This window comes from Pseudomonas sp. NBRC 111130 (assembly GCF_001320485.1).
Classification (GTDB): domain Bacteria; phylum Pseudomonadota; class Gammaproteobacteria; order Pseudomonadales; family Pseudomonadaceae; genus Aquipseudomonas; species Aquipseudomonas vlassakiae.
On the sequence record NZ_BCBG01000028.1, the window covers coordinates 1 to 13,240 of the forward strand.

A 13,240-nucleotide genomic window follows, 5' to 3' on the forward strand; every position below is an offset into this window, starting at 1 on the left:
ATCTGAATTTTTCTACCTGAAGCGCTTTGAGAGTGTCGATGAGTTGAAAGCGGGTCTGGACGAGTACATCCGCTACTACAACCATGACCGCATCAAACTGAAGCTCAATGGCCTGAGCCCTGTTGAGTACAGGGCTCAGGCTGCAGCATAGAACTGTCCAACTTTTAGGGGGCAGTCCAGTCTGAAACCTGTGCAGTACGTGTGGGAGCGGGCTTGTCCCGCGAAGAGGCCGGCACAGCCAGCATAAATACTGCTACCTTGAGCGCTCTTCACTGCCAAGGACCGCCCCATGTTGCACACTCCCCCCGGCTTCATCCGCGTCCGTGGCGCCCGCGAGCACAACCTCAAGAACATCGACGTCGACATCCCCCGCGACGCCCTGGTGGTGTTCACCGGGGTGTCCGGCTCGGGCAAGTCTTCGCTGGCCTTCTCCACCCTCTACGCCGAGGCCCAACGCCGCTACTTCGAATCGGTCGCCCCCTATGCCCGGCGCCTGATCGACCAGGTCGGCGTGCCGGATGTCGATGCCATCGAAGGCCTGCCCCCGGCCGTTGCCCTGCAGCAGCAACGCGGCACGCCCAGCGCGCGCTCGTCGGTGGGCAGCGTCACCACCCTGTCCAGCTCGATCCGCATGCTCTACTCCCGCGCCGGCAGCTACCCGGCCGGGCAGCCGATGCTGTACGCCGAGGACTTTTCGCCCAATACCCCGCAAGGCGCCTGCCCCGAGTGCCATGGGCTGGGGCGTGTATATGAGGTGACCGAGGCGACCATGGTCCCCGACCCGTCGCTGACTATCCGCGAGCGCGCCGTGGCGGCGTGGCCGATGGCCTGGCAGGGGCAGAACCTGCGCGACATCCTGGTGACCCTGGGCTATGACGTCGACATCCCCTGGCGCGACCTGCCACAGGCACAGCGCGACTGGATTCTCTATACCGAGGAGACACCGACGGTACCGGTGTACGCCGGCCTGACACCGGCACAGACCCGCGCAGCGCTCAAGCGCAAGCTCGAACCGAGCTACCAGGGCACCTTCAGTGGTGCCCGACGCTACGTGCTGCATACCTTCATGCACTCGCAGAGCGCACAGATGCGCAAGCGCGTGTCGCAGTACATGCGCCCCAGCCCGTGCCCGCTGTGCCAGGGCAAGCGACTCAAGCGTGCGGCGCTGGAGGTGACCTTCGCCGGCCGCGACATCGGCGAGCTGTCGCGGCTGCCGTTGCAGGCGCTGGCCGAGGTGTTCCGCCAGGTTGCAGCGCCGGGCTACCTGGAGCAGCACGACGACAACCTGACCCTGGAAAAGCGCCTGGCCGCACAACGCATCGCCCATGAACTGCTGGAACGTATCGACACCCTGATCGACCTGGGCCTGGGTTACCTGGCACTGGAGCGCAGCACGCCGACGCTGTCGTTCGGCGAGCTGCAACGCCTGCGCCTGGCCACCCAGCTCAACTCGCAGCTGTTTGGCGTGATCTACGTCCTCGACGAGCCTTCCGCCGGCCTGCACCCGGCCGACAGCGAAGCGCTGTTCGATGCCTTGCAGCGGCTCAAGCAGGCCGGCAACTCTGTGTATGTGGTGGAGCATGACCTGGACACCATGCGCCGCGCCGACTGGCTGGTGGACGTCGGCCCCGCTGCCGGCGAGCATGGTGGGCAGATTCTCTACAGTGGCCCGCCAGCCGGCCTGGCACAGGTCGAAGCCTCGCGCACTGCCGCCTACCTGTTCGCCGAGCAGCAGCGCCATGCGCGCACGCCACGCCAGCCACACGACTGGCTGGTGCTGGAAGGCATTACCCGCAACAACCTCGACAACCTCAGCGCCCGCTTTCCAGTGGGCTGCTTCACCTCGGTCACCGGCATTTCCGGTTCGGGCAAGTCGAGCCTGGTCAGCCAGGCTCTGCTGGAGCTGGTCGGCGCCCACCTCGGTCATGCCGGGCAGAAGGCCGAGGCTGACGAACAAAGCCTTGAAGACGAACCCGAGCAGTACAGTGCCGGGCGTGTCACTGCCGGCCTCGACAGCATCAAGCGGTTGGTGCAGGTGGACCAGAAGCCGATCGGCCGCACGCCACGCTCCAACCTGGCAACCTACACCGGGCTGTTCGATCATGTGCGCAAGCTGTTCGCCGCCACCGAACAGGCCAAGGCCTGCGGTTTCGATGCCGGGCGTTTCTCGTTCAACGTGGCGAAGGGCCGTTGCGAGAACTGCGAGGGCGAGGGCTTCGTCAGCGTCGAACTGCTGTTCATGCCCAGCGTCTACGCGCCCTGCCCGGTCTGCCACGGCGCTCGATACAACCCCGAGACGCTGGCCGTGAGCTGGCAAGGCATGAACATCGCCCAAGTGCTGCAACTCACGGTCGAGCAGGCGCTTGAGGTGTTCGCCGAGCAGCCGGCGGCGCGGCGTTGCCTGCAGGTGCTGCAGGATATCGGCCTGGGCTACCTGCGCCTGGGGCAACCGGCTACCGAACTGTCCGGTGGCGAGGCGCAGCGGATCAAGCTGGCCACCGAGCTGCAGCGCGTGGCCCGTGGGGCGACCTTGTACGTGCTGGACGAACCGACCAACGGGCTGCACCCGCAGGATATCGACCGCTTGCTGGTGCAGCTCAATCGGTTGGTCGAGGCCGGGCACAGCGTGGTGGTGGTCGAGCATGACATGCGTGTGGTAGCGCAGAGTGACTGGGTGATCGACATCGGGCCGGGGGCTGGAGAAGCCGGCGGTCGGGTGGTGGTCAGCGGTACCCCGCAGGCGGTGGCTGGGTGTGGGGAGAGTCGTACTGCCGAGTTTCTGGCTCGAGCCTTGTAGCGCCAGAGCCGGCCTCTTCGCGGGCACGCCCGCTCCCACAGGGATGGTTTGGATCCTGTGGCAGCGGGCGTGCCCGCGAAGAGGCCGGCGCAGGAGAAAAATTCCTTCCTATACTCCCCTTGGCATCCTTGCATGCCGACTGCCCAAAAATCGCGATACCTCATATAACAACAACCGAGGTGGCAAATGGTCTGGCAGCAAATCTACGACCCGTTCGCAAGCCCCGTGCTCTCGACGCTGATGGCCGCCGTACCGGTGGTGGTGATGCTGGCGGCATTGGCCTTCTTCCACATCAAAGCGCACATCGCTGCCCTGCTCGCCCTGGGCTCGGCGCTGCTGATCTCGATCTTCGCCTTCGGCATGCCGGCCAGCATGGCAGGCTCGGCGGCGTTGTACGGCGCGGCCAACGGCCTGCTGCCGATCGGCTGGATCGTGCTCAACATCATCTTCCTGCACCGGCTGACCACCGAGAACGGCTCGTTCAAGGTGCTGCAGGATTCGCTGGCGCGCATCACCGACGACCGCCGCCTGCAACTGCTGCTGATCGCCTTCTGCTTCGGTGCCTTCTTCGAGGGGGCGGCCGGCTTCGGCACGCCAGTGGCGGTGACCGGGGCGATCCTCATCGGCCTGGGCTTCTCGCCGCTGGCCGCGTCCGGGCTGGCGTTGATCGCCAACACTGCGCCGGTGGCATTCGGCGCGCTCGGCACGCCGATCATCACCCTGGCCAAGGTTACCGGGCTGGATGAAATGGAGCTGTCGGCCATGGTCGGTCGGCAACTGCCCTTCTTCTCGGTGATCGTGCCGTTCTGGCTGATCTGGGCCTTTGCCGGCTGGCGCAAGATGCTCGAAGTATGGCCGGCGATCCTGGTGGCCGGGGTGACGTTCGCAGTGCCGCAGTACCTGGTGTCGAACTTCCACGGGCCGATGCTGGTGGACGTGATCGCCGCACTGATCTCCATGGCCTGCCTCACCGGCTTCCTGCGGGTGTGGAAGCCGGCCAGCGTGCATACCTCGGCGGCGCTCACCGGGCGGGTCGACAATTCCAAGGTCGAAGACGACGGCAAGGCCGCTGCCGCGACGACCTTTGCCCAGAGCGGCCAGCGCAGCGTGTTCAAGGCCTGGTTGCCCTGGATCATCCTGACCGTGTTCGTGTTCGCCTGGGGCACGGCGGGCTTCAAGAACCTGTTCGACACCCGCCCGGCACTCGACCCGGCCAGCGGCACGGCGATGCTCGACCCGCAGGGCAAGCCGCTGCGTGAAGCCAACCCGGTGTTCGCCCCGGTGTTCACCTTCGACTCGATCCACCAGCAGATCGAGAAAGTGCCACCCGTAGTGCCCGCGCCGAAGAAAGAAGACGCCCAGTACAAGTTCACCTGGTTCACCGCCACCGGCAGCGGCATCTTTCTCGCGGCCATCCTCGGCGGATTGCTGATGGGTTACTCGCCTCTGGAGCTGGGGCGGCAATATTTACGCACGCTGTGGGTAGTGCGCTATTCGCTGATCACCATCGTCGCCATGCTCGCGCTGGGCTTCCTCACGCGCTACTCGGGGCTGGACGCGACCATGGGCCTGGCGTTTGCCGCCACAGGCATCTTCTACCCGATGTTCGGCACCCTGCTCGGTTGGCTCGGCGTGGCACTCACCGGCTCGGACACGGCCTCCAACGTGCTGTTCGGCGGCCTGCAGCGGGTGACGGCGGAGCAGCTGGGGCTGAGCCCGGTACTGATGGCGGCCGCCAACAGCTCCGGTGGGGTGATGGGCAAGATGGTCGATGCCCAGTCGATCGTGGTGGCCTCCACCGCGACCCGCTGGTACGGGCATGAGGGCGAGATCCTGCGTTATGTGTTCTTCCACTCGATCGTGCTGGCGGTGCTGGTGGGTGGGCTGGTGACCTTGCAGGCCTATGTGGCGCCGTTCACCGCCATGGTAGTCGGTCACTAGGCCATTGTAGGAGCGGCCTCGTGTCGCGAAAGGGCTGCGAAGCAGCCCCAGCAATCTCTGCGTTCATGCTGATATCCTGGGGCCGCCTGGCGGCCCTATCGCGACGCAAGGCCGCGCCTACAAAAAACGCTTAAGGCAGTGCTAGAGTCAGCCCCATGGACAAATACACCCCACGCCAGTGGCTCCCGCACGAGAAGCCCAGCCTCCCCGGCTCCCCTTCCACGCCCCTGCACACGCCGGCCAAGCGCCTGGCCTATGGCGTGGTCGGCCTGCTGGTGGCCATTACCGGTGGCCTGGGTAACGCACTGGTCACCGCCAACCTGGTATTCCTGCAAGGCGCGTTGGGCGCGACCAGCGCCGAGATGGCCTGGTTGCCGGCGGCCTATGTGATGACCAACGTGTCGATCAACCTGCTGCTGGTCAAGTTTCGCCAGCAGTTCGGCCTGCGCGCCTTCACCGAGGTGTTCCTGGTGCTCTACGCCCTGGTCACCTTCGCCCACTTGTTTGTCAACGACCTCAACTCGGCCATCGCCGTACGCGCCGCCCATGGCATGGTCGGCGCAGCGCTCAGTTCGCTGGGCCTTTACTACATGATCCAGGCATTCCCTGAGCGCTGGCGGCTCAAGGCCATGGTGCTGGGCCTGGGTGCCTCGCAATTGGCCCTGCCGCTGGCGCGAATCTTTTCCGAAGACCTGCTGCAGATCGCCGAATGGCGCGGCCTGTATCTGTTCGAACTGGGCCTGGCACTGGCCGCGCTGGGCTGCGTGTTGCTGCTCAAGCTGCCACCCGGTGACCGCTTCAAGACGTTCGAGCCACTGGACTTTCTCACCTTTACCTTGATGGCCGGCGGCGTCGCCCTGCTGTGCGCCGCGCTGTCGCTCGGGCGTATCGACTGGTGGCTGGAAGCGCCCTGGATCGGCGTCGCCCTGGCCGCTTCGATCGCCTTGATCTTCACTGGCCTGGCGATCGAGCACAACCGCCAGAACCCACTGCTGATGACCCGCTGGCTGGGCAGTGGCGCGATCATCCGCCTGGGCCTGTGCGTCATCCTGATCCGCATGGTCACCTCGGAGCAATCCACCGGCGCCGTGGGCTTTCTGCAGCTACTGAACATGGGCAGCGAGCAGATGCGCTCGCTGTACTGGATCATGCTGCTCGGCGCCGTGGCGGGCCTGGCCACCAGCGCATTGACCATCGACCCCAAGCACCTGGTGATCCCGCTGTTCATCTCGTTGTTGGCGATGGCCACCGGGGCGTTCATGGACAGCAGCTCGAGCAACCTCACACGCCCGGCACAGATGTACTTCAGCCAGTTCCTGCTGGCCTTCGGCAGCACCTTCTTCCTCGGCCCGTCCATGGCCCTGGGCATCAGCCACGTGCGTGCCAACCCACGCAACCTGGTGAGTTTCTCGGTGCTGTTCGGCATCTGCAACAACCTCGGTGGCCTGATCGGCGCAGCGCTGCTGGGCACCTTCCAGACCTGGCGCGAGAAGTTCCACTCCAGCCACCTGATGGACCGCCTCAGCTACCTCGAACCGCTGGTCAATGCCCGCGTGCAAAGTGGCGGCGCCGGTTACGCCGGGGTCCTCGCCGACCCGGCATTGCGCAGCGAGGCCGGCCTGCGCGTGCTGGCCAGCGCCGCCACCCGCGAGGCCAACGTGATGGCCTACAACGACGTGTTCGTACTGATCGGCAGCATCGCCGTGCTGACCATGATCTGGATTACCCTTCGCGGCTCCTGGCTATGGTATGTCGCCCGCCAGGCTGCTTCATCCGACTCCACCAGCGGTACTGCCAACCGATGACCGAACAAACCCGCACCACGACTACCACCGCCATCGCCGAAACCCCGGAAGGCAGCACACCGCCCAGCGAACCGACCAGCCCGGTGCGCACACGGCGGGTGCGCATCCTGTCCTCGATCAGCTTCGCCTGTGTGGCCCTGGCCGGCATCCTGCTGGTGCTCTACGCCTGGAACCTGCCGCCCTTCAGCAGCACCATCGAAAGCACCGAAAACGCTTTGGTCCGCGGCCAGGTGACGATCATCGGCCCGCAGCTCAGCGGCTATGTCGTCGACGTGCCCGTGCATGACTTCCAGTTCGTCAAGGCCGGCGACCTGCTGGTGCAACTGGACGACCGCATCTACAAACAGCGCCTGGCCCAGGCCATCGCCCAACTGCAACAGCAGCAGGCGGCGCTGGCCAACAACCTGCAGCAGCGCAACAGTGCCGAAGCCACCATCGCCCAGCGCCAGGCGGCGATCGGCGATGCCGCGGCCCAGGCGACCAAAGCCAAGGCTGACCTCGGCCGCAACCAGGCCCTGGTCAGCGATGGTTCGGTGTCGCGCAGCGCGCTGGACCTGGCCCGCGCCAGCGAGGCTGCCGCCGTCGCCAGCCTGGCCCAGGCCAAGGCCGCACTGGAAATCGCCCGCCAGGACCGCGAAACGGTGATCGTCAACCGCGCCTCGCTGGAGGCCTCGGTGGAAAACGCCAAGGCCGCCGTCGAACTGGCCCGCATCGACCTCGACAACACCCGCGTCACCGCCCCGCGTGACGGCCAGCTGGGGCAGATCGGCACGCGCCTGGGGGCCTACGTCAACTCGGGCGCTCAGCTGATGGCGCTGGTGCCCGATACCCTGTGGGTGATCGCCAACATGAAGGAAACCCAGATGGCCGACGTGCGTATCGGCCAGCCGGTGAGCTTCACTGTCGATGCCTTGAACCACCTCAAGCTGTACGGCCATGTGCAACAGATTTCGCCGGCCACCGGCTCGGAGTTCGCCTTGCTGCAGGCCGATAATGCCACGGGCAATTTCGTCAAGATCGCCCAGCGCATCCCCGTGCGTATCACCGTCGACCCCGACCAACCGGATGCTGCGCGCTTGCGCCCGGGGATGTCGGTGGTGGTCAGCATCGATACCCGGGAGCCGCCAGGGCATCATTGAGCGCAGCTTTGTGAACCCTGTCCAGATGCCGTACTGCCATGATTGCGCCGCTCTAGCCCGTAGGTTCTAATGCCGCCCACAGGTTAACTTGCCTCCCAAGGACGCTTGATCATGTACAGGACGATCGCACCGCTGGCGCTGCTGGCCACCCTGGCCGGCTGCTCGGACACCCACAACGCCAACGAGGCCAATTTCCGCAAGGCGGCCCAGGCTTACCTCGACACGCAGTATCCCCATTGCTTCGTGGTCACTGACTTCCCCACCAAGACCCAGGACTTCGACGTCACCGGCACCAACAAGGCGCTGCATGCACTGGCCGGGGTCGGAATTGTCAGCGAGAAGGAAATCGCCCGCGTCGAAGTGCCGGAGCGCCTGTGGCAGCCGGCCCGCACCGATATCTACTACGCCTACGACCTCACCGATGAAGGCCGCAAGTACTACAAGGCCGGAGCCCGGAAGATGCTCAACGGCCAGAGCCGCGGCGGACTGTGCTTCGGCAGGGCCGAGGTCACGGCGATCGAGCAGTTCAGCGAGCCGGGCCAGATGCGAGGGCACACCGTTTCCGATGTGACCTATGCCTACAAGGTCACCGGGTTGCCTGAGTGGGCGGCCAATGACCAGGTCAGGGCCAACATCCGTGATCTGGGTAATGCGCTGGCGACCCATGAAACGCCGGCGCGGGAAAAGCGCGTGATGGTGCTGACCGACAGCGGTTGGGTGCACGAACGGCTGTTCGAGCAATAGCCCTGCGGCGTCTCGTCGCAGGCCCTGGCCCCTTGGGCAAATCGGTCGCAAGCCGTAGAATCGCGCTTCCTTTTCGCCCGTCGCCTTGAACGGTGGCAACCGGCAGCAACGACAGAGTCCAGGCCTGAACACATGACGCCCATGTGAACTAGGCTCAACCGACCCCGCCTGGCCCGGCTCTTGAGGGCCCAGCGGTTGAGTCTTGCCCAGGTCGCATCCAGCCCAGGCACATCCGTGCACCTTCCTCTGCCCTCGACGGGTCGGTCTGGCGTGCGCGCTCGAAAAGGCGTTTTCCGACCGCCACTCCAACTTGAGGTACGTATGTCTCCGCGTTTGCTGGCCATGGCGCTGGCGCCCCTGCTCGGGCTGTTCATCATTGCCCTGGGCAACGGCTTCATGTCTTCCCTTACCACCCTGCGTCTGGACGCTGCCGGCGAATCGGCAACGACCATCGGTATCGTCTCGTCGACCTATTTCATCGGCCTGACCCTCGGCGCCATCTTCAACGACCGGCTGATCCTGCGCATCGGCCATATCCGCGCCTACACCAGCTTCGCCTCGCTGATCGCCGCGACCATTCTGCTGCAGGGGCTGTTCTATGACGCCACCTGGTGGTCGGTACTGCGCCTGATCAATGGCTGGGCAGCCGTCGGCGTGTTCCTGGTGATCGAAAGCTGGCTGCTGCTGGCCGGTGACGCGAAGATCCGCGGGCGCCTGCTGGCGCTGTACATGATTGCCTTCTATGGCGCCGGTGTGATCGCCCAGGCCGGCCTTGGCGAGATCACCCACCTGGGCGACAGTGCCCCGTTCATGCTGGCCGGCATGCTCGCTGCGTTGTCGGTCCTGCCGATCGTGATCCTGCCACGGGTGTCGCCGCTGCTGGACCAGGTCGAGCCGCTCAAGCCCCGTCAGCTACTGGGCGTGGCCCCGTCGGGGCTGGTCGGCTGCTTCGGCTCCGGTGTAGTGATTGCCGGCATCTACGCGCTGTTGCCGCTGTACCTGCAGCGCATCGGCCTGGATGTCGGTGAAGTCGGCAACATGATGGCCTGGGTGATCCTCGGCGCCATGCTGCTGCAGTACCCGGTGGGGCGCTGGTCGGACCGCAAAGACCGCCAGGATGTGCTGATCGCCCTGGCTGCGCTGTGCATGGTGCTGTCACTGGTCACGGTGTTCCTGCCTTCGGGTTCGGCCCTGCTGCCGGCGGTGATGTTCTTGCTCGGTGGCGGCGTGTTCGCGCTGTACCCGGTGGCCGTGAGCCATGCTGCCGACCGCGCCCCGTCCGATGCCCTGGTCCCGATGATCCAGGGCCTGCTGCTGATCAACTCGCTGGGCTCGGCCATGGCGCCGCTGGCCATCTCGCCGGCGATGACCGAATTCGGCGAAGTGGGGCTGTTCTGGGCCTTTGCCGTGGTCAACCTGGGGATGGTGTCCTTCTTCCTCTGGCGGCGCGGCAAGCGCCCGGCCGCAGAGCACCCGGCACCGTTCACGGCGTCGACCACGTTCTCGCCGACCGGCGCGGAACTGCGGGTGACCGAGGACCTGATGCATGCAGCGCAGGAGCATCCGCCGTTGGAACCGGTAACGCCTCACGCGCCGAGTGCGCAACCAGAAGGCAAGTAATGCAAGGGCCGCAGTCGCGGCCCTTTTTTCGACCGCCCGTCGCCCGTCGGGCACCCTGCCCGCCTCGACGAGCCAAACGAATGACAGATCATCCCTCCAGGAGACGTGCCATGATCCGCATTCACTCGCTGTTGCTCGCCCTTGCCTTGGGTACCGCCGCTGCCACCAGCTACGCCGCCACGGACACGACCCATACCGACAGCCATCCGCAAACCGATCAGCGTGGCGGCAAGACTGCCGGCGAAGGCAGCAGCGTCAACAGCCCGGGCAGCGGCCGCGCCAATGACAGCAGCGACACCGGCAGCAATTCGGACGCCGCCGATGGCGCAGCCGGTGGCTCCAATAGCACCGGTGAAGCCACAGGCTCAGGCGCCGGGAGCACCGGGGGCAGCGCCGAGGATCAGGACAGCCGCTGACCCTCAACTGGTCTACACTGCGGCGCATGGCCTTGCCGAGGAATCGCCATGAACCTCACACCCTGGCTGCTCGCCGCTTTGCTGCCCTGCACCGCCCTGGCTGGCGGTGGCGACTCTGCCGCGCTGTCGATCAGCTCGTCGTCCTTCACCGATGGCGGTGTCATCGGCCTGCAGCAGGTCGGCCCGGACCCGGCATGCGGCGCCGGTGAAGGGCGCACACCCCAGCTGAGCTGGAAGAACCTGCCTTATGGCACGCAATCACTGGCCTTGGTGATGTTCGACCCGGACGGTGGCAAGGGCGTGGGCGTGGTGCACTGGGTGGCCTATGACATCGACCCGGCGCTCAATGGCCTGGAGGAAGGCGCCGGCTGGAAGACCAGCGAGGCGCTGATCGTCGGGCGCAACTCGCACGGCACCATGACTTATCGTGGCCCTTGCCCACCGGCCGGGGACAAGCCGCACCACTATGCACTGACCCTCATCGCCACCGACCTGCCGCTGGGCACCTTGCCGCAGGAACTGGATCGCGGTGGCTTGATGGAGTTGCTCAAAGACCATGCGCTGGGTGCGCAGAGCCTGGTCGGGCGTTATGGACACTGAAGCGTGATGCCTAGGCTACCGGCCTCTTCGCGGCTAAAGCCGCTCCCACAGGTACGGTGCATTGCTTGAAATCTGTGCGGTCCCTGTGGGAGCGGCTTTAGCCGCGAAGGGGCCGGCACAGGCTATAGCCAGTATTGTGGGTCATCGACAATCTTCGCATGCCCTTCGAACAGTGGCGGCAGCTGCTCCTTGAGGTAATCGATCCAGGTCCGCACCTTGGCATCCAGGTAATGCCGCGACGGGTAGATCGCATACAGCGCATTTTCACGTAACCGGTACGGCGCCAGTAACCGCCGCAGGCGCCCCTGTTCGATGGCCTGGCTGGCGGTATAGAACGGCAACAAGCCAATGCCCATGCCCAGTTCGCTGGCCACCAGCATGGCGTCGGCGACATTGGTCAGGAAGCTGTCACGCGGGGCGATCACGCACTGGTCCAGGCCTTGGGGGAATACCCAGTCCCCTTCATGCATCGGGTAAGCCATGCGCAGGCAGCGGTGCTCGTGCAGGTCTTGCGGCCGCTCGGGCACGCCATGGGTTTCGAGGTAGCTGGGCGCTGCACAGGGAATGCTGAAGATGGTGCCCAGCGGCACGGCAATCAGCTGCGAATCGGGCAAAGCCTCGTCCACGGTAATCACCACGTCGTGCCCCTCGGCAAGCGGGTCGGGGTTGCGCTGGGACAGCGTCAGCTCGATGGCCACTTCCGGGCACAGCGCGTTGTAGCCGGCCACCAGCGGCATCAGCAACAGGCCCAGGCCATGCGGGCAGTGCAGACGCAGGCAGCCCCGTGGCGTGAGGTGGGCACCGCGTGCTTCGTCCACGGCCTCGTCGGTCAGCGCCATGATCTGCCGCGCCCGCTCCAGAAAGCGCTCGCCCGCTTCGCTCATCCGCAAACGCCGCGTGGTGCGATGCAACAGGCGGGTCTGCAGCTGGTTCTCAAGCTCCGCAACGATCCGCGACACCTGCGCCGCGGAAATATCGAGGGCATTGGCGGCAGCGGCAAAACTGCCGCACTCCACCACCCGGGTAAAGGTACGCATTGCGTGCAGCATGTCCATGGCGCTGGGCTCCTTCAGCACTCTTATTCGTGCGTTGCAGGCAGGAATCTATCACGACTTAGCCCATTTATTGAGGATCACCATTGAATACATCATTGGTAAAACATCGAAAAAGGAGCCTGCCATGAAACGTTCGATTGCTTTTGTCGCCCTGTCTGCCGCCCTTGCTTCGTTCGGCGCCTTCGCCGATGCGCCGGCCGGCCAGCCCGTCGCCAGCCACTATGAATACGGCATGCCGCTGGATGTGGCCAAGGTCATCTCGATCACCCCGGCCATCAACGCTGCCGACTGCCAGGTCGGTACCGCGCACATGGTGTATGTCGACCATCAGGGCCAGAAGCGCGAAATCGAATACCGCGAAATGGGCAACTGCTCGCAGCAGTGAATCAGCCCAGCACCTCGTTGATCCAGCCAATCTGCCGGGCGAAGTCACGCAGCTTCTCCTGTGGGATGGCACCGCGGGCACGCTCGAAATTGGCCAGGCTCTGCTGCTTCTGACGCAGCATGCGCTGCCACTTGGTCAGGAAGGCCGGGCTTTTCTCACGCATCAGCAGCGGCCCGAAATACAGCTCTTCGGCACTGTAGGCCACCGCTTCGGTGGGTTCGGCCACGATGATCTCGTAGTCGAAACGGTTTTCCCGCAGCAGCTCTTCGCAGACGATCCGGTAACGGTTGTCCATCAGCCAAGCGCGCAACTCACGCTCATCGCCATTGGGCTGCAGAATCAGCCGCTCGTGGCCGTTCAGGCGCGCCTTGCCACGCTCGAGAATCTCGCACATGGTCTTGCCACCCATGCCGCACAGGCTGATGGCAGTGATACGGTCGTTGGCCTCGATGGCCTCCAGGCCGTCGGCCAGGCGTACGGTGACGGTGTCCGCCAGGCCGTTGCGGCGCACGTTGCGCTGGGCCGAGGCATAAGGCGTCTGCGCCACCTCGCCGGCTACTCCGGCTTCGATCACGCCACGCAGTGCCAAGGCCACTGGCAGGTAGCCGTGGTCCGAGCCGATATCGGCCAGCCGCGCGCCCTGCGGCACATGCGCCGCCACACGCTCCAGGCGCATCGATAATGTCTGTTCGTTCAACTCCGACCCCTTGCTCGACAATCGGCGGCGATTCTGACTGC

The 13,240-nt window shown here is 65.3% G+C and carries 12 protein-coding genes; 10 read left to right on the plus strand and 2 right to left on the minus strand.

Annotated features, from left to right (window positions below; translation table 11 throughout):
- The 9 genes from APH33_RS14400 to APH33_RS14440 form a co-directional block, all read left to right on the plus strand.
- Nucleotides 1-151, plus strand: a 151-nt coding sequence (locus tag APH33_RS14400) for an IS3 family transposase (RefSeq protein WP_156351953.1), incomplete at its 5' end; no start/stop codon positions are given.
- A gap of 138 nt (nucleotides 152-289) precedes the next feature.
- A complete protein-coding gene (gene uvrA, locus APH33_RS14405; protein ID WP_054885788.1) occupies nucleotides 290-2,797 on the plus strand; it encodes an excinuclease ABC subunit UvrA in 2,508 nt (835 codons plus the stop codon).
- A 186-nt stretch (nucleotides 2,798-2,983) separates the two neighbouring features.
- On the plus strand, nucleotides 2,984-4,738 hold the full coding sequence (locus tag APH33_RS14410; RefSeq protein WP_054885789.1) for an L-lactate permease: 1,755 nt from the start codon (nucleotides 2,984-2,986) through the stop codon (nucleotides 4,736-4,738).
- A 155-nt stretch (nucleotides 4,739-4,893) separates the two neighbouring features.
- A complete protein-coding gene (locus APH33_RS14415) occupies nucleotides 4,894-6,543 on the plus strand; it encodes an MFS transporter (RefSeq protein ID WP_054885790.1) in 1,650 nt (549 codons plus the stop codon).
- Nucleotides 6,540-7,682 carry an HlyD family secretion protein gene (locus APH33_RS14420; RefSeq protein WP_054885791.1) on the plus strand — a complete coding sequence of 381 codons (1,143 nt, stop codon included), beginning with the start codon at nucleotides 6,540-6,542 and terminating at the stop codon, nucleotides 7,680-7,682. Before APH33_RS14415 ends, APH33_RS14420 begins: the two co-directional genes overlap by 4 nt.
- Before the next feature lie 111 nt (nucleotides 7,683-7,793).
- Nucleotides 7,794-8,426 carry a hypothetical protein gene (locus APH33_RS14425; protein WP_054885792.1) on the plus strand — a complete coding sequence of 211 codons (633 nt, stop codon included), beginning with the start codon at nucleotides 7,794-7,796 and terminating at the stop codon, nucleotides 8,424-8,426.
- 321 nt (nucleotides 8,427-8,747) lie between these two features.
- On the plus strand, nucleotides 8,748-10,046 hold the full coding sequence (locus tag APH33_RS14430; RefSeq protein WP_054885793.1) for an MFS transporter: 1,299 nt from the start codon (nucleotides 8,748-8,750) through the stop codon (nucleotides 10,044-10,046).
- Nucleotides 10,047-10,156: 110 nt separating this feature from the next.
- Nucleotides 10,157-10,462, plus strand: a complete 306-nt coding sequence (locus APH33_RS14435; RefSeq protein ID WP_054885794.1) for a hypothetical protein — start codon at nucleotides 10,157-10,159, stop codon at nucleotides 10,460-10,462.
- A gap of 48 nt (nucleotides 10,463-10,510) precedes the next feature.
- Nucleotides 10,511-11,062, plus strand: coding sequence for a YbhB/YbcL family Raf kinase inhibitor-like protein (locus tag APH33_RS14440; protein WP_054885795.1), 552 nt, complete (start codon nucleotides 10,511-10,513; stop codon nucleotides 11,060-11,062).
- Between the two features lie 122 nt (nucleotides 11,063-11,184).
- On the opposite strand, the gene APH33_RS14445 is transcribed toward APH33_RS14440, so the two are convergent.
- Nucleotides 11,185-12,117 (minus strand): LysR family transcriptional regulator, encoded by a 933-nt coding sequence (locus APH33_RS14445; protein WP_054885796.1) that lies wholly within the window; start codon nucleotides 12,115-12,117, stop codon nucleotides 11,185-11,187.
- Nucleotides 12,118-12,241: 124 nt separating this feature from the next.
- Here APH33_RS14445 and APH33_RS14450 point away from each other — a divergent pair, with 124 nt between their 5' ends.
- A complete protein-coding gene (locus APH33_RS14450) occupies nucleotides 12,242-12,502 on the plus strand; it encodes a DUF2790 domain-containing protein (protein WP_054885797.1) in 261 nt (86 codons plus the stop codon).
- 1 nt (nucleotide 12,503) lies between these two features.
- On the opposite strand, the gene APH33_RS14455 is transcribed toward APH33_RS14450, so the two are convergent.
- Complete coding sequence (locus APH33_RS14455) at nucleotides 12,504-13,199, minus strand: tRNA (adenine(22)-N(1))-methyltransferase TrmK (RefSeq protein ID WP_054885798.1); 696 nt, start codon at nucleotides 13,197-13,199, stop codon at nucleotides 12,504-12,506.
- Nucleotides 13,200-13,240: the final 41 nt, after the last annotated feature.

Coding starts and splice junctions, on each gene's coding strand:
- uvrA (WP_054885788.1), top strand. CDS start 290: ATGTTGCACACTCCCCCCGGCTTCATCCGCGTCCGTGGCGCCCGCGAG.
- APH33_RS14410 (WP_054885789.1), top strand. CDS start 2,984: ATGGTCTGGCAGCAAATCTACGACCCGTTCGCAAGCCCCGTGCTCTCG.
- APH33_RS14415 (WP_054885790.1), top strand. CDS start 4,894: ATGGACAAATACACCCCACGCCAGTGGCTCCCGCACGAGAAGCCCAGC.
- APH33_RS14420 (WP_054885791.1), top strand. CDS start 6,540: ATGACCGAACAAACCCGCACCACGACTACCACCGCCATCGCCGAAACC.
- APH33_RS14425 (WP_054885792.1), top strand. CDS start 7,794: ATGTACAGGACGATCGCACCGCTGGCGCTGCTGGCCACCCTGGCCGGC.
- APH33_RS14430 (WP_054885793.1), top strand. CDS start 8,748: ATGTCTCCGCGTTTGCTGGCCATGGCGCTGGCGCCCCTGCTCGGGCTG.
- APH33_RS14435 (WP_054885794.1), top strand. CDS start 10,157: ATGATCCGCATTCACTCGCTGTTGCTCGCCCTTGCCTTGGGTACCGCC.
- APH33_RS14440 (WP_054885795.1), top strand. CDS start 10,511: ATGAACCTCACACCCTGGCTGCTCGCCGCTTTGCTGCCCTGCACCGCC.
- APH33_RS14445 (WP_054885796.1), bottom strand. CDS start 12,117: ATGGACATGCTGCACGCAATGCGTACCTTTACCCGGGTGGTGGAGTGC.
- APH33_RS14450 (WP_054885797.1), top strand. CDS start 12,242: ATGAAACGTTCGATTGCTTTTGTCGCCCTGTCTGCCGCCCTTGCTTCG.